This window comes from Novosphingobium sp. (genome assembly GCF_030696665.1).
Classification (GTDB): domain Bacteria; phylum Pseudomonadota; class Alphaproteobacteria; order Sphingomonadales; family Sphingomonadaceae; genus Novosphingobium.
On sequence record NZ_JAUYRV010000052.1, the window covers coordinates 1 to 23,391 of the forward strand.

Sequence of the window (23,391 nt, forward strand, 5' to 3'; positions counted from 1 at the left end):
GCAGCATCTGGCGAACGATCACCTCGATGTGCTTGTCGTTGATCTTCACGCCCTGCAAGCGATAGACTTCCTGAATTTCGGCAACGAGGTATTCGGCCAGAGCCTCAACGCCCATCACTTCCAGAATGTCATGCGGATCAGGCGAACCCGAGATCAGGTTGTCGCCCTTCTTGACATAGTCGCCTTCCTGCACGTCGATCACGCGGCTCTTCGGCACCAGATACTCGACCGGATCACCCTCTTCCGGGATAATCGCAATCTTGCGCTTGGCCTTGTAGTCCCGCACGAATTCGATGCGGCCAGCGATCTTGGCGATGATCGAATTGTCCTTCGGCTTGCGAGCTTCGAACAGTTCGGCAACGCGCGGCAGACCGCCGGTGATGTCACGGGTCTTTGCAGCTTCACGCGAAGCACGGGCAAGAATGTCACCCGCTTCGACCTTTTGGCCGTCCTCGACCGAAAGCGTCGTGCCCGGCGCCATCAGATAACGTGCAGCTTCGCCCGAATCGTCATCCAACAGGGTCAAGCGAGGACGCAGATCCTCCTTCTTGCCCCGGTTGCCCGCGCGGTTTTCGGTCACGACGCGGCTCGACATGCCGGTGGCTTCGTCGGTCGCTTCGGTCAGGGTCTTGCCGTCGACAAGATCCTGATAGCGCACGATACCCGGCTTTTCGGTGATCACTGGCGTGGTGAACGGATCCCATTCAGCCAGACGTTCGCCCTGAGTAACCGTTGCGCCGTTTTCGTTCAGCAGGTGCGTACCATAAGGCACGCGATGGATCGCACGTTCGCGGCCATCGGTGTCCATAAGGACGATTTCACCGTTGCGGGCGAGCGACAGGCGACGGTTGCGCTTGTCCATGATCGTCGGGATGTCGCGATAGATCACCGTACCGTCGCTGATCGCTTCAAGGTGCGACTGTTCGTTGACCTGCGCTGCACCACCGATGTGGAAGGTACGCATGGTCAGCTGCGTGCCCGGTTCACCGATCGACTGCGCAGCGATAACACCAACAGCTTCACCGATGTTGACCGGCGTACCACGGGCAAGATCGCGTCCGTAGCACTTGCCGCAAACACCCATCGTCGCTTCGCAGACCAGCGGCGAGCGGATGCGTGCCGACTGGAAGCCCGCTGCTTCGATCCGGGTGATCGCTGGTTCGTCAAGCAGATCGCCCTTCGAAGCCACGACTTCGCCGCTCTTGGCTTCGACCATGTCTTCGGCCAGCGTGCGGCCAAGGATGCGTTCGCCCAGCGATGCGATGGTAGCGCCGCCCTGAACGATCGAGCGCATTTCCAGCGCGCGTTCGGTGCCGCAATCTTCCTCGATCACGACGCAGTCCTGCGACACGTCGACAAGGCGGCGAGTCAGGTAACCCGAGTTGGCGGTCTTCAACGCGGTGTCCGCGAGGCCCTTACGAGCGCCGTGGGTTGAGTTGAAGTATTCAAGAACGGTCAGACCTTCCTTGAAGTTCGAGATGATCGGCGTTTCGATGATCTCGCCCGAAGGCTTGGCCATCAGACCGCGCATACCCGCCAACTGCTTCATCTGCGCCGGGGAGCCACGTGCGCCGGAGTGCGACATCATGTAAATCGCGTTGATCGGCTTCTGGCGGCCCGTTTCCGGATCGATGGGCGAGGACTTCAGCTCTTCCATCATGGCATTCGCCACCTGATCGCCGCAACGGCTCCAGGCGTCGATCACCTTGTTGTACTTTTCCTGCTGCGTGATCAGGCCGTCCTGATACTGCTGCTCGTAATCGGCCACCAGTTCCTTGGTTTCGGCAACCAGCGCATCCTTGCTGTCGGGGATGATCATGTCATCCTTGCCGAACGAGATGCCGGCCTTGAACGCGTGGCGGAAACCGAGCGACATGATCGCGTCGGCAAACAGCACGGTGTCCTTCTGGCCGGTGTGACGATAGACTTCGTCGATCACGTCACCGACGTCCTTCTTCGTCAGCAGGCGATTGACGACGTCGAACGGCACCTTGTGGTTCTTGGGCAGGCATTCGCCGATGAGCATGCGGCCCGGCGTCGTTTCGAAACGCTTGAGGTACTGCTTGCCGTTCTCGTCGGTCTGCGGAACGCGAGCGATGATCTTCGAGTGGAGCGTTACCGCCTTCACTTCCAGCGCCTGATGCACTTCGGCCATGTCGGCCAGCATCATGCCCTCGCCGGGTTCGTTGGCAAGGTCCATCGACAGATAATAGATGCCCAGGACCATGTCCTGCGAAGGCACGATGATCGGCTTGCCGTTTGCTGGCGACAGGATGTTGTTGGTCGACATCATCAGCACGCGCGCTTCAAGCTGGGCTTCCAGCGAAAGCGGCACGTGGACGGCCATCTGGTCACCGTCGAAGTCGGCATTGAAGGCCGAGCAGACGAGCGGGTGCAGCTGGATCGCCTTGCCTTCGATCAGAACAGGTTCGAACGCCTGAATGCCAAGACGGTGCAGCGTAGGCGCACGGTTCAGCATCACAGGGTGTTCGCGGATCACTTCGTCCAGGATGTCCCAGACTTCCTTGCGTTCCTTTTCGACCCACTTCTTGGCCTGCTTCAGGGTCATCGAAAGACCCTTGGCATCAAGGCGCGCATAGATGAACGGCTTGAACAGTTCGAGCGCCATCTTCTTGGGCAAACCGCACTGGTGCAGCTTCAATTCAGGGCCGGTCACGATGACCGAACGGCCGGAATAGTCGACGCGCTTGCCCAGAAGGTTCTGGCGGAAGCGGCCCTGCTTGCCCTTGAGCATGTCGGACAGCGACTTCAGCGGACGCTTGTTGGCACCGGTGATCACGCGGCCACGGCGGCCGTTGTCGAACAGCGCGTCAACGGCTTCCTGAAGCATGCGCTTTTCGTTGCGGACGATGATGTCCGGCGCACGCAGTTCGATCAGACGCTTCAGGCGGTTGTTACGATTGATCACGCGGCGGTAGAGGTCGTTCAGATCCGACGTGGCGAAGCGGCCACCGTCCAGCGGCACCAGCGGGCGCAGTTCTGGCGGGATGACCGGCACGACATCGAGGATCATCCATTCCGGGCGGTTGCCTGAATCGATGAACGATTCCACGACCTTGAGGCGCTTGATGATCTTCTTGGGCTTGAGTTCGGACTTGGTGGTCCGCAGCTCTTCCATCAGATCGTCACGCTCTTGAACCAGATCGAGGTTCATCAGCATGTGCTTGACCGCCTGCGCGCCGATATCGGCCGAGAAGGCGTCTTCGCCATACTCGTCCTGCGCGTCGAGCAGTTCGTCTTCGGTCAGCGTCTGGTACTTTTCAAGCGGGGTCAGGCCCGGCTCGGTAACCACATAGCTTTCGAAATACAGAATGCGCTCAAGGATCTTGAGCTGCATGTCGAGCAGCAGGCCGATGCGCGATGGCAGCGACTTGAGGAACCAGATGTGCGCAACCGGCGCGGCCAGTTCGATGTGGCCCATGCGCTCACGGCGCACCTTCGTGACGGTGACTTCGACGCCGCACTTTTCGCAGACGACGCCCTTGTACTTCATGCGCTTGTACTTGCCGCACAGGCACTCGTAGTCCTTCACAGGGCCGAAGATGCGCGCGCAGAACAGGCCATCACGCTCAGGCTTGAACGTGCGGTAGTTGATGGTTTCCGGCTTCTTGATTTCGCCGAAGGACCAGCTGCGAATGCGCTCGGGCGAGGCAAGACCGATCTGGATCTGGTCGAATGTCTCGGGCTTGGCGATCTGGTTGGTGAATTTGGTCAGGTCGTTCATTTGGTGCCGTTCCCTTGCCTCAGTGCGAGGCGTTGGACGTGAATTCCGGTGCGAAGGGGTGGGCGGCAGCGCAGCCGCCGCCCATGATCCTTACTCCGCCGCGATCGCGACGCCGTCATCGTCGGTATCGTCAATCGACGACAGTTCGACGTTGAGGCCCAGCGAGCGCATTTCCTTGACGAGCACGTTGAAGCTCTCGGGAATGCCGGCCTCGAAGGTATCGTCACCCTTGACGATCGCTTCGTAAACCTTGGTGCGGCCGACGACATCGTCCGACTTCACCGTGAGCATTTCCTGCAGCGTGTAGGCCGCGCCATAGGCCTGAAGTGCCCAGACCTCCATTTCGCCGAAGCGCTGACCACCGAACTGCGCCTTACCACCCAGCGGCTGCTGCGTGACGAGCGAGTACGGCCCGATGGAACGTGCGTGGATCTTATCGTCGACAAGGTGGTGCAGCTTGAGCACGTACTTCATGCCCACGGTCACCTTGCGGTCAAAGGCATCGCCCGTGCGGCCATCGAACAGCGTCACCTGACCCGATTCATCCAGCCCGGCCAGACGCAGCATGTCGGTCACGTCCTTTTCCACCGCGCCATCGAACACCGGCGAACCCATTGGCACGCCGAGGCGCACCGACTGGGCGAAGTCGATGATCTGATCGTCGCTGCGCGCGGCGATCTCGGCAGTGTAGTTGCTGCCGTAGATCTCCGAAAGCAGCTCACGCACCGCTTCGGGTGGTTGGCCGGCTTCGGGGTTCGGGTTGGCTTCGCGCCATTCGTCGAGCGCTGCACCGATCCGCTTGCCAAGGCCGCGTGCGGCCCAGCCAAGGTGCGTTTCGAAGATCTGCCCGACGTTCATGCGCGAAGGCACGCCCAGCGGGTTGAGCACGAAGTCGACAGGCGTACCGTCTTCGAGGAACGGCATGTCTTCCTGCGGCAGGATGCGGCTGATGATACCCTTGTTGCCATGACGGCCGGCCATCTTGTCGCCCGGCTGCAGCTTGCGCTTCACCGCCACGAAGACCTTGACCATCTTGAGCACGCCCGGTGCCAGTTCGTCACCACGCTCGAGCTTTTCCTTGCGGTCCTCGAACTTCTCGCTGATCGCCTTCACAGCCGTATCGTACTGCGCCTTGACCGCTTCCAGCTGCTGCTGGCGCGCGTCATCGGCGACGGCGAACTTCCACCATTCATAGCGCTCGACGTCAGACAGGGTCTGCTCGTCGATCTCTTCGCCCTTCTTGATGCCCTTGGGGGCTGCGGCCGAAACCTGGCCGATCAGCATGTCCTTGAGGCGGTTGAAGGTCGCGCGGTTGAGAATGGCGCGTTCGTCCTCACGGTCCTTGGCGAGGCGTTCGATTTCCTCGTTCTGGATCGCGCGGGTACGGTCATCGATCTCGATGCCGTGACGGTTGAACACGCGCACATCGACGATCGTGCCGGCAACGCCCGGCGGCAGGCGAAGCGAAGTGTCACGCACGTCGCTGGCCTTTTCACCGAAGATTGCGCGGAGCAGCTTTTCTTCAGGCGTCATCGGCGATTCACCCTTGGGGGTGATCTTGCCGACGAGGATGTCACCGGGGTGAACTTCTGCGCCGATGTAGACGATGCCCGCTACGTCGAGGTTGCGCAGAGCTTCCTCACCGACGTTGGGAATGTCGCGGGTGATGTCTTCTGGCCCAAGCTTGGTGTCGCGGGCCATGACTTCGAACTCCTCGATGTGGATCGAGGTGAAGACGTCTTCCTTCACGATGCGTTCGCTGATCAGGATGGAGTCTTCATAGTTGTAGCCGTTCCAGGGCATGAACGCGACGAGCACGTTGCGGCCCAACGCCAGTTCGCCGAACTCGGTCGAAGGACCGTCGGCGATGATGTCGCCCTTCTCGATCAGATCACCCACCTTCACCAGCGGACGCTGGTTGATGCAGGTCGACTGGTTCGAGCGTTCGAACTTCTGCAGGCGGTAGATATCGACACCCGACTGGCCGGGTTCGATATCGCCCGAAGCGCGGATCACGATGCGGGTGGCGTCAACCTGATCGACGATGCCCGAACGCAGTGCCGAGATGGCAGCGCCCGAATCGCGTGCGACGGTTTCTTCCATGCCGGTGCCGACGAAAGGCGCATCCGCCTTGATCAGCGGCACGGCCTGACGCTGCATGTTCGATCCCATGAGCGCGCGGTTGGCGTCATCGTTTTCCAGGAACGGAATGAGCGATGCTGCAACCGAAACCAGCTGCTTTGGCGAAACGTCCATCAGCGTAACCTGATCGCGCGGGCTCATCACGAATTCGCCGTTCTGGCGGGCCGAGACGAGTTCTTCGACGAACGAGCCATCTGCCGTCAGTTCGGCCGAAGCCTGCGCGACGGTGTGCTTCTGCTCTTCCATCGCAGACAGATAGATCACGTCACCGGTGACCTTATTGTCGATGACCTTGCGGTACGGCGTTTCGATGAAGCCATACTTGTTGACGCGCGCAAAGGTGCTGAGCGAGTTGATCAGACCGATGTTCGGGCCTTCCGGCGTTTCAATCGGGCAGATGCGGCCATAGTGCGTGGGGTGAACGTCGCGCACTTCGAAGCCTGCACGCTCACGCGTGAGACCGCCCGGCCCGAGGGCCGAAACACGACGCTTGTGCGTCACTTCGGACAGCGGGTTGGTCTGGTCCATGAACTGCGACAGCTGCGAGGAGCCGAAGAATTCACGCACCGCAGCCACGGCGGGCTTGGCGTTGATCAGGTCGTTCGGCATGACGGTGGAGACGTCAACCGAGGACATACGCTCCTTCACGGCGCGTTCCATGCGCAGCAGGCCGACGCGGTACTGGTTTTCCAGCAGTTCGCCCACCGAACGCACGCGGCGGTTGCCGAGGTTGTCGATGTCGTCGATTTCGCCCTTGCCGTCCTTCAGGTTCACCAGTTCCTTGACGACCGCGAGGATATCCTCGGTGCGCAGAGTGGTGACCGTGTCTTCGCATTCCAGCGCCAGACGCATATTGAGCTTGACGCGACCCACGGCCGAAAGGTCGTAACGGTCGCCATCAAAGAACAGGCCGTCGAACAGCGCTTCAGCGGTTTCGCGCGTCGGCGGTTCGCCCGGACGCATGACCCGGTAGATGTCGGCCAGCGCGTGGTCACGATCAGGGGCCTTGTCGGCCTTCAGCGTGTTGCGGATCCACGGACCGGTCGAGATGTGGTCGATGTCGAGCAGTTCGAGCGTATCGATCCCGGCCTTGTCGAGCATGTCGAGGTTTTCCGGCGACACTTCGTCACCAGCTTCGATCCAGATGCGGCCGGTCGATTCATCGATCAGGTCACGCGCCGCATAGCGACCGAAAATTTCGTCGGTCGGGATCAGCAGGGCCTCGAGACCATCCTTGGCCGCCTTGTTGGCAGCGCGCGGCGAAATCTTGGTGCCTGCGGGGAAGATCACTTCGCCCGACTTGGCATCGACGATGTCGAACATCGGCTTCGACCCGCGCCATTGTTCGAGCACGAAAGGCACCTTCCAGCCACCTTCGGCGCGCGCCCACGACACCATATCGTAGAAGTGGTGCAGGATCTGTTCGTCAGCCAGACCCAGCGCGTGCAGCAGCGCGGTGACCGGCAGCTTGCGCTTGCGGTCGATGCGCACGTTGACGATGTCTTTGGCGTCGAATTCGAAATCGAGCCACGAACCACGGTAAGGGATCACGCGCGCGGCAAACAGATACTTGCCCGACGAGTGGGTCTTGCCCCGGTCATGATCGAACAGCACGCCCGGCGAACGGTGCATCTGCGACACGATCACGCGCTCGGTACCGTTGATGAAGAAGGTGCCGTTCTCGGTCATGAGCGGGATATCGCCCATGTAAACGTCCTGCTCCTTGATATCGATGAGCGACTTGGTCTCGGTCTCGGCGTCCACTTCGAACGTGGCGAGCTTGAGCGTGACCTTCATCGGCGCAGCATACGTGATGCCGCGCTGACGGCATTCGTTCACGTCATACTTCGGCGCTTCGAGGACGTAGCCGTCACGCTCCTTGATATCGAGGCTGGCGGTGCCGGCAAAATCCTGGATCGGGAAAACCGAACGCAGTGTCTTTTCCAGACCCGAAACATAGCCCGTCGACGGATCGGAGCGGAGGAACTGCTCATACGATTCGCGCTGGACTTCGATCAGGTTCGGCATCTGCACGACTTCGTGAATGTCACCGAAGATCTTGCGGATCCGCTTCTTCACGCCGGGACGGCCGGGAGTCTTGGTAGACGTCGCCAAGGTAGCCATAAAGGTTACGAGCCTCTTCTCAATAAACTGCCGGAAAACCGGCGAAATTCTGCCACGCGCAGCATGTGGCGCCACCAAACGGGAAAAGGCCGCACAGCGCACAACATTCCGTTCAACGGAAGCCGTGGCCCGCAGCCTTTTGCGTCAGATGGTAAAGCCCTTCGCTTCCTTCCGTGGCCATCCCCCGCGCATGGGACAGCCTTGCTCGAAGCAAAGGACAGGGCTGGCATATAGGTGTGGGCCAGCACGAAGTCAAAGCCTTGTTGGATCGGAGCGCGTGCGAAGCGCCAGACACGATTGGGTGTTGGCAAGTATTTGCGCAAACATGCAAGGTCCATGAACAGTTGTTCAGAAAACTTGCTTCTATTTCGTGATTCAATGGTGCGAATTTCAATTCGAAGGCAAGAAACTCTCGCTTCATCGCCAAGATGGAACCCGAATCGCACTTCATCGCGTTTTCGGTGCATGACACATTTCAACTCGACATCGCCCCGCAACACCATGACGATTGCAGCCATGCTGATGCTTTCTTCCGCAATGGTGCAGGCACAAGAAGTTGTTCTGCCCACAACCCCGGCTCCGGTCCTCAGTTCGACCGTCGATCCGGCTGCCCCGGCCCCGGCCCCGGCTCCGATCCCCATGCCGACAATCGTACTGCCGGAGCCTCGCGCCGTTTCCGCTCCGGCCGGGGTCGCGCCTGTGGTCCCCGCACCCGCTGCGGAAGTGCGCACAGCGACTGTAGCTGCACCGCGCAGCGCATCGTCGCGGGCAACTCCTGCCACACAGACCGCCATTACACAGACTGCGCGGCCAACCCCCGTCGCCGCGGCGGCACAACCTGCACCGGCACCTCCCGTTGTTGAGACGGCCACTGAGCCGGTTGAGGCCGCGCCTGCTTTCGCTCCGCCTGAAAGCGTCACTTCCTCCAGCACCGATACCGCGCCCGACTGGGCCTTGCCGGTCGGCCTCGGCGCGAGCATTCTTGTGCTGGGTGGCGTAGCGATGGCACTGCGTCGTCGCCGTCGCCCTTACGAAGATGACGTTGATTTTGTGCCGCCAGTAGTCGTCTCGCCCGCACGACCGGCCATGCAACGCACCGTCGCTGCCCCGCGCCCCACCGTAGCCTACACGCCGACCGTCGCGGCCATGCCTCCGGTGGCGCCTTCTAGTGCAAGCGAACGCGAGGCCCTACTTGATCGCATGGTTGCCGCCAGCCCGGATGCGGCCAATCCGTTCACGTCGCGCAAGGCCCGCCGCCGCCGCGCTCGTTTGATCCTCCAGTCGATGCCCGCCCAATCGACCCCGGCGCAGGCAAGTGTAGCTTCGTCGATGCGAGTAGCGCCAAGAGTACCCATTGCCGCACCCGCCGAGCGATCGCTCGTCGACGCCTGAACCAAAATCACTTCATCGCCGAATGACTTCACCGACCGCCACGTCGTGGTGAAGGGAAGCGATCCAGTCCGGCAACCCCGGACCGGGTCGCTTCTTTTCGTTGTGGTGCCAACGCCACGGCCTGCCGAAGCGGCACTGCTGACAAGCATTGGTTGACTCTCCAACCCTAATCCTTCATTGGCCCGCATCGATCGGCACACAGCAATGCGCGCCGATCATCCGTCCGAGACAGTTGGTGTGCGGGATCTGCCTGCACTTAATTTCCAGCCTAGGCGGGGAAAAGAGTTTCAGGCCCTTCGCTCCTGTTTGGGATCGCAGCGCCAACCGCGCCACTGGACTTCCGTTTCCGGGCGCACCTCCTTCCCTTGTCAATGGACTCGCCGGTGGTCTTCGGGTCACCGACATACGTAGCCGACTGCACGGGGTTTCCCTGCGCAGTCATTTGTGAAGGAGTTAGGCATGGATCGTTCGCAGAAAGCCGAATCGGTCGCATTCCTTAACGAGGTCTTTTCCGGGGCCGGCGCGGTGGTCATCACCCGCAACCTCGGCATGACGGTGGCTCAGTCCTCCGCCTTGCGCAACAAGATCCGTGAAGCGGGTGCTACCTACAAGGTTGCGAAGAACAGTCTTGCCAAGCTTGCCGTCGCGGGCACCGATTACGAAGGTCTGGGTGATCTGCTCACCGGTCCTACCGCAATCGCGGCGTCCGCCGACCCGGTTGCTGCCGCCAAGGCAGTAGTCGAGTTCGCCAAGACCACCGACAAGATTGAAATTGTCGGCGGTGCAATGGGTTCGCACGTTCTCAACGAAGCCGGTGTCCGGGCGCTCGCGTCCATGCCCAGCCTCGACGAACTGCGCGGCACGCTCATCGGCCTCATCCAGGCTCCGGCCACGAAGATCGCCCAGCTCACGACTGCTCCGGCAGCCAAGCTGGCCCGCGTCTTTGGTGCCTACGCCAAGGAAGCCGCATAAGACTGTTCGATTTCTCGCCGGTGGCCCTGCCACCGGACACAAACAAATCAGGAGTGAATTATCATGGCTGACATCGCCAATCTCGTCGCTGAACTGTCGAAGCTGACCGTTCTTGAAGCCGCTGACCTTGCCAAGGCTCTTGAAGAAGCATGGGGCGTTAGCGCCGCTGCTGCTGTTGCAGTTGCCGGCCCTGCCGCTGCTCCTGCCGAAGCAGTCGAAGAAAAGACCGAATTTGACGTGATCCTCACCGGCGACGGTGGCAAGAAGATCCAGGTCATCAAGGAAGTCCGCGCAATCACCTCGCTCGGCCTGACCGAAGCCAAGGCGCTGGTTGAAGCAGCTCCGAAGGCTGTCAAGGAAGGCGTGTCGAAGGCTGAAGCCGAAGACATCAAGAAGAAGATCGAAGAAGCCGGCGGCACCGTCGAAATCAAGTAATCTTCTCTACAAGTTTCGCGGGTGTCTTGAAGCACTCGTGGATGGGAAAGGCGGGGCTTCGGCTCCGCCTTTTTCGTTTGGCGGCTTGGCCCTGCTGCGACATTGTCGCGCTGCACATGCAGGGGGGAATTCATGGCTGCCGATATCGAGCGCTATCGCCGTTTTGCCGAAAGCAGAGTCGAACAGCTTGAGCATGAAGACCGCAGCCTGCGCCGTTGGCTGATCATGGTGCGCGCCGGAAGCTGGCCGCTTCAGATCGTCAGTATCGTCTTCCCCGTCGCAGCCGGATCGTTTTCGCTGGCCGAACTGCCTGCGGACTCGACACTCGTCCCGATGTTCAGCTTCATCGGCGCGGCGGCAGTCGCGCTCAACCGGGGTCTCAACTGCGACGCCTATCTGAGCGCCTACAAGCGCACGACCCAAGCCGTGCGCAGCATCATCGAGGATTACGAGTGCATTTCCGCGCTGGCTGACGAAAGGGTGGCCGATGCGCTCAAGAAGGCCGAGGCACGGCTGCACGAATTGCGCGCAACCAGCAACGATGTACCGCCACGGCGCCGCAAGGCCCTGCAGCAACGCGATGTGGAACACAGCGCTCCGATGGCCTGAAGGCGGACGTAGCCTAACCCAGCTCAGGCGGAATCGGCACCGTCACTGCAACCCGCAGCCCCCCACCTGCCGCACGCGCAAACGCAAGCCCGCCGCCAAAACGCTGCAACAGGCGATGCGCGGTCGGAATGCCAAGGCCAAAGCCTGCCGTGTCGCGCGCCCGTGCTTCATCGATCCGGTAGAACGGCGCAAGAATGCGTTCGAACTGGTCTTCGGGAATGCCGGGACCGGTGTCTTCGACCGCGATGATCCAGCGCCCATCGGCTTCAGGCAAAATCTGCACGTCGGCAAACCCGCCGTAATGAATGGCGTTTTCGACCAAAGCCTTCAGCGCCAGCACCAGCGGCTCCCGGAAAGTCTGGACGGTCGCGTCCGGCGCGGCCTCAAGCTTTGCCTGTCCTGGAAACTGGCCCCCTAGAAGATCTGCGACAGCTTGCCCCAGATCGACCGCTTCAGGTTCCGCCGCGATATGCTGCGCGCGCAAGTATTGCTGGAGCGACATCAGCATGGCTTCCATCTCGTGCGTGCTATCGCGCACCAGTCCGGCGATCTCTGCATCATCGATCAAGTCAGCCGCAATCGTCACGCGCGAAAGGGGCGTGCGCAGATCATGGCTGATCGCCTCGAACGAGCGCGCCTGATCCTCCATCGTTGCAGCGATGCGGGCCTGCATGGTGTTCATCGACCGTGCAAGGCTGCGCAGATCGTCCGGTCCACTTTCCTGCACCGGCACGACCATGCCCTGCCCGATGGCATCAGCCGCATCGGTCAGTTCACGCAAGGGCCGCGTGATAATTCGTAGTGACCACAGCGCGAGCGCAAAGCCGACCACCGCCGTGATCAGCGTCAGGACCGTGGCACGCAGCGCTATCGGCCAGCCCGATGTCACATCGAGCGAGCGGAAATTGAGCCAGTGTCCATCGGGCAACTGCATCGCGCCAACCAGATTGCCATAGCCAAAGCGTGAAGGCTCCAGCCCGAGAATCAGCCGCTTGCCCGCAAGTGTCGGCTCCCAGTGCAGGATATGGCCGTGGATCTCGCCAACCATCTGTTCGCTGCGGCCAGATATGGCGCGGGGAGCGTCAGCCAGTTCGACTTCGAGATGGCTGGTGCTCATGGTGCGCGCCAGTTCATCGGGTGCAAATTCGTAAAGCCGCTGGCTCACCACCAGCAATTCCGCCACGCGCCGCGCATGGTCCTCGCGCAGCGTTTCCTTGTCGATCACATTGTAGAACGCGAGGCTGGCGATCGCCTGCACGGCGGCCAGTAGAAGCAGAAGCGTCGCCGCACGCACGGCAAGCCGCGACAGATTAGGTCCGTGATGCCAGTGATTCTCGATACGTGAAAACAGGCCACCCCACAGGCCTGATGGCCGCGCGGCGGAATCATCCCTTCGTCCGCGCGCCTTTCGCGCTGGATCAGCGACTCTCTCCATAATGGTCAAGCTGTCACCACGAGACAATACGGTCAACAGGCATGACCGCTCGGACGCGATTTGTGACAGGCGGCCAACCTGCCGGACATTCAGCTTTCCTTGCCGCCACACTCACCCTATGCCCCGCTGCCCATGTTCGAGAATCCGCCTAACAGATGGTCCACCGAACTGCGCGCGATGCTCCGCCTCGCCGCGCCGCTGGTTGGTGCCAATCTGCTGCAGATGGCGGTGTTCGCGGTCGACGTTGTCTTCGTCGCGCGGCTCGGGCCAGAAGCGCTGGCCGCCTCGTCGCTTTCGGTTTCGCTGTTCGGCCTGTTGATCTGGTCGATGACCGGGCTGGTCGGCGCGGCATCCCCGCTGATCGCCGCAGAACTTGGCAGTCGCCGCCACGCCGTGCGCGAAGTGCGCCGCACCGTGCGCATGACGGGATGGGCCGGGCTGCTCGCCGCATTGGTGGCGATGGCCGTATGCCTGTTGGGCGGTCCGCTGATGCGCCTGACCGGGCAAGACCCCGGCGTAATCGCGCGCGCCGTTCCGTTTCTTGCGGTGTTGAGCCTTGCCGCAATTCCGGCGGTCATGGCAGCGCTGCTGCGCACCGTGGTCGCAACGCTTGGTCGCCCCGGAATTGGCACCGCGATCACCGGTATGGCGGTCGTGGTCAATTCGATCGGCAACTGGATGTTCGTGTTCGGCAACCTTGGCGCGCCCGAGCTGGGCCTGCAAGGCTCCGCCATTTCCAGCGTGATCACCACCACCGCGATGCTTCTTGCCTTCGTGCTTGTCATCCGTTTTGACCGCCGCCTGCATCGCTATCGCCTGCTTGGCCGCTGGTGGAAGCCTGAATGGAAGCGCTTTGCAGATGTCCTGCGCATCGGCCTGCCGATCTGCGGCACGATCATTGCCGAAGCCGGCATGTTCAACGGTGCAGCGTTCGTGATGGGCCGCATCGGTGAAGTTGAACTGGCCGCGCACACCGTGGCACTGCAGTTCGCCGCCATCGCGTTTCAGGTACCGTTTGGTGTTGGCCAGGCGGCTACGATCCGCGTCGGCCTCGCCTATGGCGCACGTGACAGTGCTGGAATTGCATTGGCCGGGCGCGTCGCGACGCAGCTGGGCATCGGCTTCATGGCAATTTCTGCCGCGATCATGCTGGCGGTCCCGTACCAGCTCCTGCACCTCTACATCGATCCTGCCGCGCCGCAAAACGCGCGGATGGTTGAGCTGGCGTTGCAATACATGGTCGTCGCCGCGGCGTTTCAGCTGTTTGACGGCGCACAAGCCGTGGGCGCGGGCATGTTGCGCGGGCTGCAGGACACGCGTGTACCGATGCTGATTGCGATTTTTGGCTATTGGGTGCCGGGCGTCTGCACCGCACTGTGGCTGGGCCTGTTCACGCCCATTGGTGGTCTTGGCGTGTGGATTGGTTTGCTTGTCGGGCTGATCTTCGTGGCCGGGCTGCTATTGTGGCGCTGGAGCATGCGCGGGCGTATCGGCCTGCTCCCCGCCTGACATCGGCGCTTCGCCGTCGACATCACGCCACATCGTTCATCGGCGTGAAAAGAATCTGCGCCAAACCCATTGACGCCCCACCGGCATAGACCCATATCCCGCCCGCTGGCACTCTCCCCCTGAGAGTGCCAAGGCCCATTTTTTAATATGGAAGAGGGAGCAAACCCATGTCATTCCGTCCGTTGCACGATCGCGTGCTGGTACGCCGCGTCGAAGCCGAGGAAAAGACCGCAGGCGGGATCATCATTCCCGACAGCGCCAAGGAAAAGCCCGCTGAGGGCGAAATCGTTGCCGTTGGCACCGGTGCCCGCGCTGAAAACGGCACCATCACCCCGATGGACGTCAAGGTCGGTGACCGCGTTCTGTTCGGCAAGTGGTCCGGCACCGAAGTCAAGGTTGGCGGCGAAGACCTGCTGATCATGAAGGAATCGGATGTTCTTGGCGTGATCGGCTGATCACCCGAATTTTCCGACCTACCAATCCAGATATCCAAAGGAAATCAACATGGCAGCCAAGGACGTAAAGTTCGGCCGTGACGCCCGCGAACGCATTCTGCGCGGCGTCGACATTCTCGCTGATGCAGTCAAGGTCACGCTCGGCCCCAAGGGTCGCAACGTGGTCATCGACAAGAGCTTCGGCGCACCGCGCATCACCAAGGACGGCGTCACCGTCGCCAAGGAAATCGAACTCAAGGACAAGTTCGAGAACATGGGCGCCCAGATGCTGCGCGAAGTGGCTTCGAAGGCCAATGATGCAGCCGGTGACGGCACCACCACCGCCACCGTGCTGGCACAGGCCATCGTTCGTGAAGGCATGACCTCGGTCGCTGCCGGCATGAACCCGATGGACCTGAAGCGCGGCATCGATATCGCCGTCCTCAAGGTCGTTGAAAACCTCAAGGCACGTTCGACCCCGGTTACGGGTTCGGCTGAAATCGCACAGGTTGGCATCATCTCGGCCAATGGCGACGTGGAAGTGGGCGAAAAGATCGCCCAGGCCATGGAAAAGGTCGGCAAGGAAGGCGTGATCACCGTGGAAGAGGCCAAGGGCCTCGAATTCGAACTCGATGTCGTTGAAGGCATGCAGTTCGACCGCGGCTACCTGTCGCCCTACTTCATCACCAACCCGGAAAAGATGACGGTCGAACTCGAAAACCCGTACATCCTGATCCACGAGAAGAAGCTGTCGTCGCTGCAGGCGATGCTGCCGATCCTCGAAGCGGTTGTGCAGTCGGGCCGTCCGCTGCTGATCATCGCCGAAGACATCGAAGGCGAAGCGCTTGCTACCCTCGTCGTCAACAAGCTGCGCGGTGGCCTGAAGATCGCTGCCGTCAAGGCACCGGGCTTTGGTGATCGTCGCAAGGCGATGCTGGGCGATATCGCCACGCTGACCGCTGGTGAGATGATCTCCGAAGACCTCGGCATCAAGCTTGAAACCGTAACCCTCGGCATGCTCGGTCAGGCCAAGAAGGTCACGATCGACAAGGACAACACCACGATCGTCGATGGTGCTGGTTCGGCTGACGAAATCAAGGGCCGCGTTGAGCAGATCCGTGCGCAGATCGAAGTCACCACTTCGGACTACGACCGTGAAAAGCTGCAAGAGCGTCTTGCCAAGCTTGCTGGCGGCGTTGCCGTGATCAAGGTCGGCGGCGCTACCGAAGTCGAAGTGAAGGAACGCAAGGATCGCGTCGATGACGCGCTTCACGCAACCCGCGCTGCGGTCGAAGAAGGCATCGTCCCCGGTGGCGGTACCGCTCTGCTCTATGCAACCAAGGCTCTCGAAGGCCTCAAGGGTGCAAACGACGACCAGACCAAGGGCATCGACATCGTCCGTCGTGCAATCCAGACCCCGCTGCGCCAGATCGCAACGAACGCTGGCCACGATGGCGCCGTTGTCGCAGGCAACCTGCTGCGCGAAAATGACGAAAATCAGGGCTTCAACGCCTCGACCGACGTCTATGAAAACCTGAAGGCCGCTGGCGTGATCGATCCTACCAAGGTCGTTCGTACTGCGCTGCAGGATGCAGCTTCGGTCTCGGGCCTGCTGATCACCACGGAAGCGGCGATCAGCGACCGTCCGGATGACAAGCCTGCCATGCCCCCGATGGGTGGCGGCATGGGCGGCATGGGCGGCATGGACTTCTAAGTCCACGCAGCTTTTGCTGACAGAAAAACGGGCTGGGCGGAGAAATCTGCCCGGCCCTTTTTCTGTCCGGGAACCACATGCGTCGAGCAGCGTTTGACGTTGGATGAACTCTGCCGTGTCGTTCCGTGAAAGCAAGCAACCCCTGTGACCGACGGGTTCGTGACGACGCGCACGGTAAGCAAGGCGGCGGCCATTGATCGCGAAATCTATCGTATCCTGTTTGAAAACATGGACGACGGGTTCTGTGTGATCGAGTTTGTCGACGGTCCCCACGGCCCCTTGAGCGACTATGTTCACGTCCTTGTAAATCCCGCTTACGAACGTCACACCGGCATTCCCAACGTGACCGGGCGTTATCTTCGCGAGATGGTGCCTGACGAGGCTGACGATTGGATCGCGTTTTACGGCAAGGTACTGCATACCGGCGAAAGGCTGCGCTTTCGCAACGAACTTGTTGCAACTGGTCGCCACCTTGAAGTCTCGTCTTTCCGCATCGGTGCGTTTGAAGACCGGCTCGTGGCAGTGCTTTTCAAAGATGTGACCGAACGGGTAAACGCCGAACGTGCATTGCACCAGATGAACGAAACGCTTGAACAGCGTGTGGCCGATTCACTTGCCCAGCGTGAGCGTGCCGAGAGTGCTCTGCGGCAGGCCCAGAAGATGGAGGCTGTCGGCCAACTGACCGGCGGCCTCGCACATGATTTCAACAACCTGCTTGCCGGGATCACCGGCGCACTCGAAATGGTTGGGAAGCGCGCAGAGCAAGGCCGCACCGAAGACGTGCCGCGCTATATCGATGCCGGGTTGGGCGCGGCACACCGCGCCGCCGCGCTCACCCATCGGCTGCTGGCCTTTTCACGCCGCCAGACACTGTCACCCCGACCAACAGCGGTCAATTGTCTGGTCGAAGACTTCATCGATCTGGTGCGCCGCACGATGGGGCCTGCAGTTACTGTCGAAATGGAGATAGACCCGGCGCTCTGGCCGACGCTGGTGGATGCCAACCAGCTCGAAAATGCGCTGCTGAATTTGTGCATCAACGCCCGCGACGCCATGCCGGATGGCGGGCGGCTGACTATTTCGACGCTCAACGTGTCGCTTGATGAAGTGGAAGGTGGCAAGCGCGGCCTTGATCCGGGTCAGTACGTGACAATCACCGTAAGCGACACAGGCGTCGGCATCGCTGCGGCAGACATTGACCGGGTGTTCGAACCATTCTTTACCACCAAGCCTACGGGCCAAGGCACCGGCCTTGGCTTGTCTATGGTCTATGGCTTCGCCCGGCAGAGCAATGGTCTGGTCCGCATCCGTTCGCAAGCCGACCCGGATTCACAGACTGGTCAGGGCACGCAAGTTCGGATCTATCTGCCGCGCCATCATGGCGAAGTAGAACCGGCAGCACCCATAGACCCCGTGCGCGTAAACCATGCCCTTTCCGGCGCTACGGTGCTGGTCGTGGATGACGAGCCGACCGTGCGGATGATGATGGTTGATGGCCTTGGTCTGATCGGCGTACGGTGCATAGAAGCTGCCGATGGCGCTTCGGCGCTCGCCATGCTTGATACGCTGCCGGACATTGACCTTTTGATTAGCGATGTTGGGCTGCCCGGTGGGCTGAACGGGCGTCAGGTTGCCGATGAGGCACGGCGGCGGAAGCCCGGGCTCGGAGTGCTGTTCGTTACCGGCTATGCCGATACTGTCGTCCTGCAAAAGGAAACAATGGAACCGGGCATTGATGTTCTGACCAAGCCATTCCCGATTGAAGAGTTGCAACGCCGAGCTGCCTTGCTGCTGGGCGCTACTATCTCTCCGGTCTGACCCGCTCGAACAGATCAACCAGGACGCCATCGTCGAGGCGTTGCTCGTCATAGCGCCGGAACCCCAGCTTGTTTGCAAGTTTCACCGACGCCGCGTTGTCCTGCTCGATCATGCAGGCGATCCGCCCAATTCCCTGCGTCCTGTCAAACCATTCAAGCGACGCGTCCATCGCTTCGTGCGCATAGCCTTTGCCCCAGTGTTCGCGCGCAACGATCCAACCTGCCTCAGCCACATCGTCCATCCCCTTGCCGAACCCGCGCATCGAACGGAACATGCCAAGTTGGCCAACGAATGCGCCACTGCTGCGCTCGAACGCAAGGAACAGGCCGTAGCCATAGAGTTGCCATGATCCGGCCGCACGCATCGCGCGGCTGAACATGTCGGTCGTTGGATCCTGCGGTCGCGGTCCCAGAAAGCGGTGGACTTCGGGATCGGCCACAAGATCGCGCAGGAGCAAGTAGTCCTCAGGCCCGGGAAGCCGCAACGCCAGCCTTTCGGTGTTAATCTTCGGCCAATCGAGGGTCACAGGGCAACGTCCAGTGCGTGCAGCAGTAGGCCGACCAACCCACCAACCAATGTACCGTTGATGCGGATGAACTGGAGGTCACGGCCCACTGCCCCCTCTATCCGGTCGGTCACCGTGCGCGCGTCCCAACGCTTCACCGTTTCCGACACGAGCCGCACGATCTGCGCCCCATAGCGCGTAGCCACGCCCACCATCGTGCGGCGAGCAAACCGGTTGACCATACGCTGCAGACGCGCGTCCTGCTGCAAGGCGCGGCCGAGTTCGGAAAGGCTTGCCCCGAACTGCCCCCCCAGCGCGCCCTGCGGATTGCGCACCATCTGCAGCAGCTTAACGCGTCCGCGCTCCCACAAAGCATCAAGCCAGCGCGCGAAGGCCGGATTGGCGAGCACCTCCTGCTTCATATTCTCGACGCGCGCCCGCATTTCAGCGTCGTGGACCAGATCGTGGGCGAGCGCGGCCAGCCCTTCCTCGATCTTCTGCCGGACCGGATGATCAGGCACGACCAGCGTCTCGGCGAGCAGCTTGTACAGTCCATCAAGAATGCCATTGGCCAGCTTCTCGTCCAGCCCGGTCCAGCGCAGGATGGCATTGGCGCGTTCGTGAATCGTCGCCTGAATCAGTGGCTCATTGGCCTCCAACGTCTCGGCGGTCTTGCGGATAAGGCTTTCGATAACCGGCATGTGCCGTCCATCGGCGATCGCTGCGCCAAGCAACTGACCGAGCAATGGCGACAGTTCGAGCTTTTCAAGCTGGCCGCGCAACGCGCCCTTGGCGAGACCGCCAAGTTCATCGGGATCGAGCGATTCGAGCACATCAGCCACCAGCCCGGCCGCGCCATCGCGCAAACGGCTTTGCCCGGTGCGCGGATCGGACAGGAACGCGCCGATCGCCGCCGCCGCATTTACCGCACCCATGCGCCGCGCGACGACCGGCGCGGTAAGGAAGTTGCTCTGCAGGAACGCCGCCATAGTATCGGCGATGCGGTCCTTGTTTTCAGGAATGATCGCGGTGTGCGGGATCGGCAGGCCAAGCGGGTGGCGGAACAGCGCGGTTACGGCAAACCAGTCAGCCAGCCCGCCGACCATCGCTGCCTCGGCAAATGCACGCACGAAGCCGACCGCCGGGTGCAGCCCCTCATACTGCCGCGTCACCGCATAGATCACCGCCATCGCAAGCAGCAGACACGTGGCCACAACGCGCATCCGCCGCGCGCGGTCTACCGGTAGTGCACCAGAATGCATCGGCAGCGCGCGCCTGAAACGGGGGCGGACAAATTCGCGCGGGGCCGGGGCGGATGCCTCGGCAGGCTTTGGGGTTTCAGCGATCACTCCGCCGGAAATGCCTCGTGCTCCGGTTCGTTCCGCCGGGCAGGGACAATCGATGCAGGATTGGCGGCGGGCGAAGGCTCTGGCTCATGGCCAAGAACGTGCCGTGCCAGCCACGGACCGATGCGCTTTTCCAGACCATCGGCAAGGCTGAATCCGGCTGGTACGATCAACAATGTCAGCGCGGTCGACAGCGTGAGGCCGCCGATCACCACAATGCCCATCGGCGCACGCCAGCCACCATCGCCACCCACCGCAACCGCCGTCGGGATCATGCCGGCAACCATCGCGACTGTGGTCATGATAATCGGCTGCGCACGCTTGTGCCCGGCCTCGGTAATTGCCTCCAACTTATCCTTGCCGGTCGCCATTTCTTCCAGCGCAAAGTCGATCAGCAGGATCGAGTTCTTCGCCACGATGCCGAACAGCATCAGAATGCCGATGAACACCGGCAGTGACAGCGGCTGCCCCAGAACCCAGATCATCAGCAATCCGCCCAGCGGCGCAAGAAACAGCGAACCCATGTTGACCAGCGGCGAAATGAACCGGTGGTAAAGCAGGATCAGCACCGAGAACACCAGCAGAATGCCCGACACGACCGCGATGATGAACCCTTCAAGCATCTCGGCCTGGAACTTGTCCTCGCCCGCCGCTGTGTTTGAAACACCTTGCGGCAGATTCTTCATCACCGGCAGCTTCATGATCGCGGCCATCGCATCGCCCTTGACCACGCCAAGCGGCAAATCTGCCCCCACAAAAACGCGGCGGCTCTGGTTGTAGCGCTGGATCTGGGTCGGCCCTGACCCGAACGTGATTTCGGCAACGCGCGACAGCGGCACCGAACCGCCCGACGCCGTTGGCACAGGCAGGCTCTCGATAGTGGAAAGATCGCGGCGCGATTCCACCGGCAGCTTCACCCTGATCGGCACTTGCCGGTCTGACAGGGAGAATTTGGCGCTGTTCTGGTCAATCTCGCCCTGTGTGGCGATACGGATGACCTGGCTCAGCGTCTGCGTGGTCACGCCAAGATCTGCGGCAAGATCAAGCCTTGGCGTGATGATCACTTCAGGACGACGCAAGTCGGCGCTGATGCGCGGCGCCACAACCATTGGCAGAGCGCTCATCTCGTCAACCAGCGTTTGTGCGGTCTTTTGCAACAGTTCGGGGTTCGATCCGGCCAGCATGATGCTGATAGGTCGGCCCGATCCACCACCCGGCCCACCCGGACCCTGCGTCTGGAAGTTGATGCGAACATCAGGAATCTTCTGCAACTGCGGCGTCAGCTCGCGTTCGAAATCGAGGCTCGTACGTTCACGATCCTTGCGCAAGTTGACATAAATGTTCCCCCGCGCTTCACGTACCGAAGCCAGTTGAGATTCAACTTCCTGTTGCTTGCCCAGCAAAGCAACGATCTCGCCAACCTTCCGCTCGGTCTGCTCAAGCGTGGTGCCAGGCACCATCTCGATCGTAACCGTGCTGGAATCACTGTCACTGTCAGGGAAGAATTGCGAAGGAATCGTCACGAACAATACAAGCGTGAGCATCAGGGCAACAAAGCCTATGCCCATCATCCACAGCCGGTGATCGCGCACGCGCGCGCGAAAACGGCGGCGCGGATGTTCGGCACGATAGGCCTTCGCATTTGCGGTATCGAGCGACCAGGACAGCACCTTCATGTACTTGTCCATCCACGGCCCGCCCCCGTGATCGGCCTCGCCATGCGCTTTCAGAAAATAGGCCGCGATCATCGGCGTGATCATGCGCGCCACCAGCAGCGAGAACAGCACCGAGATAACCACGGTCAGGCCGAAGTTCTTGAAGAACTGCCCCGAAACACCGGGCATCAGCGCCACCGGGAAGAACACCGCCACGATCGAGAACGTGGTCGCCACCACCGCAAGACCAATTTCGTCGGCCGCGTCAATCGCCGCCTGATACGCGCTTTTGCCCATGCGCATGTGTCTGACGATATTCTCGATCTCGACGATAGCGTCATCGACAAGAACACCGGCCACCAGGCCTAGTGCCAACAGCGACATCTGGTTGAGCGTGAAGCCCATCAGATCGAGCACCCAGAACGTCGGGATGGATGACAGCGGAATGGCCACGGCCGACACGATCGTCGCCCGCCAATCGCGCAGGAAGAAAAACACCACGATGACCGCAAGGACCGCGCCTTCGACCATCGCATTCATCGAGGACCGGTACTGGTCCTTGGTGTAAGTGACTGAAGTGAACAGCAGCTCGAAGTGGATCTTGCCGCCCTGCTCCTTCACCAGTTGGTCCATCTCCTTCAACGCGCCTTCATAGACAGACACGTCGGATTCGCCGCGCGCGCGCGACATCGAGAAAGTGACAACCTGCTTGCCATTGAACTTCGAGATCGAGGCCAGTTCACTGTAGGCATCGCGCACATCGGCAACGTCGCCCACGCGGATCGTGCGGTTGCCGCCCAGCGTGATCTCGGTTTGCGACAGATCGAAGGCCGAACGCGCATTGCCCAACACACGCACCGACTGGCGCGATCCAGCCACTTCTGTGCGGCCACCGGCCGCGTTGATATTAACCTGACGCAGCGCTGCGTTGACCTGGCTCGCCGTCACGCCCAGTGCGTTCATCCGCGCCGGATCTAGCGTCACCGCAATCTCGCGGCTTACCCCGCCTGATCGGCTGACTTCAGCCATGCCCGGCACGGCCAGCAATCGCTTGGCGATGGTATCGTCAATGTACCACGATAGCTGCTCGATGGTCATGTCGTCAGCGGCGACGGCGAAGTAAGCGATCGGGTTCGACGACGTTTCGACCTTGAACACCTGCGGCTCAAGAATGCCTTCGGGCAGGTCAGACCGGATCTGGTCAACCTGATTCTTCACCTCGTTAACCGCCGCGTTGATGTCCTGCCCGATCTTGAACTGGACCTGCGTCTGGCTGCTGCCTTCCGATGCAGTAGAGGTCAGCGTATCGACGCCCGCAATGGAGCGGACAGCCGATTCAACACGCTGAGTAATCTGGTTCTCGATCTCGGTCGGAGCCGCCCCCGGCTGCGAGATCTGCACGATCACGATGGGAAATTCGATGTCCGGGTTGTCCTGCACCTTCATCTGCATGAAGGACACGAGGCCCGCCAGCGTCAGTCCGATAAAGAGGACGAGCGGGACGACCGGGTTGCGAATGCACCAGGCCGAGATGTTCTGAAAGTTCATGCCCGGTC

Annotated in this window: 15 protein-coding genes; 8 read left to right on the forward strand and 7 right to left on the reverse strand. The window is 61.2% G+C overall.

The features are described 5' to 3' along the window. The 3 genes from rpoC to Q8R81_RS16385 form a co-directional block, all read right to left on the reverse strand. Positions 1-3,745, reverse strand: a 3,745-nt coding sequence (gene rpoC / locus Q8R81_RS16375; RefSeq protein WP_305619594.1) for a DNA-directed RNA polymerase subunit beta', incomplete at its 3' end; no start/stop codon positions are given. A 90-nt stretch (positions 3,746-3,835) separates the two neighbouring features. After that, complete coding sequence (gene rpoB / locus Q8R81_RS16380) at positions 3,836-8,011, reverse strand: DNA-directed RNA polymerase subunit beta (RefSeq protein WP_305619595.1); 4,176 nt, start codon at positions 8,009-8,011, stop codon at positions 3,836-3,838. A 5-nt stretch (positions 8,012-8,016) separates the two neighbouring features. Then, complete coding sequence (locus tag Q8R81_RS16385) at positions 8,017-8,529, reverse strand: hypothetical protein (RefSeq protein WP_305619596.1); 513 nt, start codon at positions 8,527-8,529, stop codon at positions 8,017-8,019. Between Q8R81_RS16385 and Q8R81_RS16390 the strand changes: the two genes are divergently transcribed. From Q8R81_RS16390 to Q8R81_RS16405, 4 genes are all read left to right on the forward strand, one after another. After that, a complete protein-coding gene (locus Q8R81_RS16390; RefSeq protein ID WP_305619597.1) occupies positions 8,513-9,403 on the forward strand; it encodes a hypothetical protein in 891 nt (296 codons plus the stop codon). The two genes, Q8R81_RS16385 and Q8R81_RS16390, sit on opposite strands and share 17 nt — an antisense overlap. Positions 9,404-9,862: 459 nt before the next feature. Further along, positions 9,863-10,375 (forward strand): 50S ribosomal protein L10, encoded by a 513-nt coding sequence (gene rplJ / locus Q8R81_RS16395; RefSeq protein ID WP_305619598.1) that lies wholly within the window; start codon positions 9,863-9,865, stop codon positions 10,373-10,375. 63 nt (positions 10,376-10,438) lie between these two features. Beyond that, the gene (gene rplL, locus Q8R81_RS16400) at positions 10,439-10,810 is read left to right on the forward strand and encodes a 50S ribosomal protein L7/L12 (RefSeq protein WP_305619599.1); all 372 of its coding nucleotides are present in this window, start codon (positions 10,439-10,441) and stop codon (positions 10,808-10,810) included. 132 nt (positions 10,811-10,942) lie between these two features. Then, positions 10,943-11,419, forward strand: a complete 477-nt coding sequence (locus Q8R81_RS16405; RefSeq protein WP_305619600.1) for a hypothetical protein — start codon at positions 10,943-10,945, stop codon at positions 11,417-11,419. A 13-nt stretch (positions 11,420-11,432) separates the two neighbouring features. Here the strand turns inward: Q8R81_RS16405 and Q8R81_RS16410 are convergent, their stop codons facing one another. Then, complete coding sequence (locus Q8R81_RS16410; RefSeq protein ID WP_305619601.1) at positions 11,433-12,854, reverse strand: ATP-binding protein; 1,422 nt, start codon at positions 12,852-12,854, stop codon at positions 11,433-11,435. Between the two features lie 132 nt (positions 12,855-12,986). Between Q8R81_RS16410 and Q8R81_RS16415 the strand changes: the two genes are divergently transcribed. From Q8R81_RS16415 to Q8R81_RS16430, 4 genes are all read left to right on the forward strand, one after another. Beyond that, positions 12,987-14,363, forward strand: a complete 1,377-nt coding sequence (locus Q8R81_RS16415; RefSeq protein ID WP_305619602.1) for an MATE family efflux transporter — start codon at positions 12,987-12,989, stop codon at positions 14,361-14,363. 167 nt (positions 14,364-14,530) lie between these two features. Continuing rightward, positions 14,531-14,818 carry a co-chaperone GroES gene (groES, locus tag Q8R81_RS16420; protein WP_231466322.1) on the forward strand — a complete coding sequence of 96 codons (288 nt, stop codon included), beginning with the start codon at positions 14,531-14,533 and terminating at the stop codon, positions 14,816-14,818. A 49-nt stretch (positions 14,819-14,867) separates the two neighbouring features. Continuing rightward, on the forward strand, positions 14,868-16,511 hold the full coding sequence (gene groL, locus Q8R81_RS16425) for a chaperonin GroEL (protein WP_305619603.1): 1,644 nt from the start codon (positions 14,868-14,870) through the stop codon (positions 16,509-16,511). Positions 16,512-16,655: 144 nt separating this feature from the next. Then, the gene (locus tag Q8R81_RS16430) at positions 16,656-18,329 is read left to right on the forward strand and encodes an ATP-binding protein (protein ID WP_305619604.1); all 1,674 of its coding nucleotides are present in this window, start codon (positions 16,656-16,658) and stop codon (positions 18,327-18,329) included. Here the strand turns inward: Q8R81_RS16430 and Q8R81_RS16435 are convergent. The 3 genes from Q8R81_RS16435 to Q8R81_RS16445 form a co-directional block, all read right to left on the reverse strand. After that, positions 18,313-18,855 carry a GNAT family N-acetyltransferase gene (locus Q8R81_RS16435; RefSeq protein ID WP_305619605.1) on the reverse strand — a complete coding sequence of 181 codons (543 nt, stop codon included), beginning with the start codon at positions 18,853-18,855 and terminating at the stop codon, positions 18,313-18,315. The two genes, Q8R81_RS16430 and Q8R81_RS16435, sit on opposite strands and share 17 nt — an antisense overlap. Next, positions 18,852-20,057: a DUF445 domain-containing protein gene (locus tag Q8R81_RS16440; protein WP_305619808.1), complete on the reverse strand. Its 1,206-nt coding sequence runs from the start codon at positions 20,055-20,057 to the stop codon at positions 18,852-18,854. Before Q8R81_RS16440 ends, Q8R81_RS16435 begins: the two co-directional genes overlap by 4 nt. Before the next feature lie 122 nt (positions 20,058-20,179). Beyond that, entirely contained in the window at positions 20,180-23,383 is a 3,204-nt protein-coding gene (locus Q8R81_RS16445) for an efflux RND transporter permease subunit (RefSeq protein WP_305619606.1), read from the reverse strand. Between the last annotated feature and the right edge of the window lie 8 nt (positions 23,384-23,391).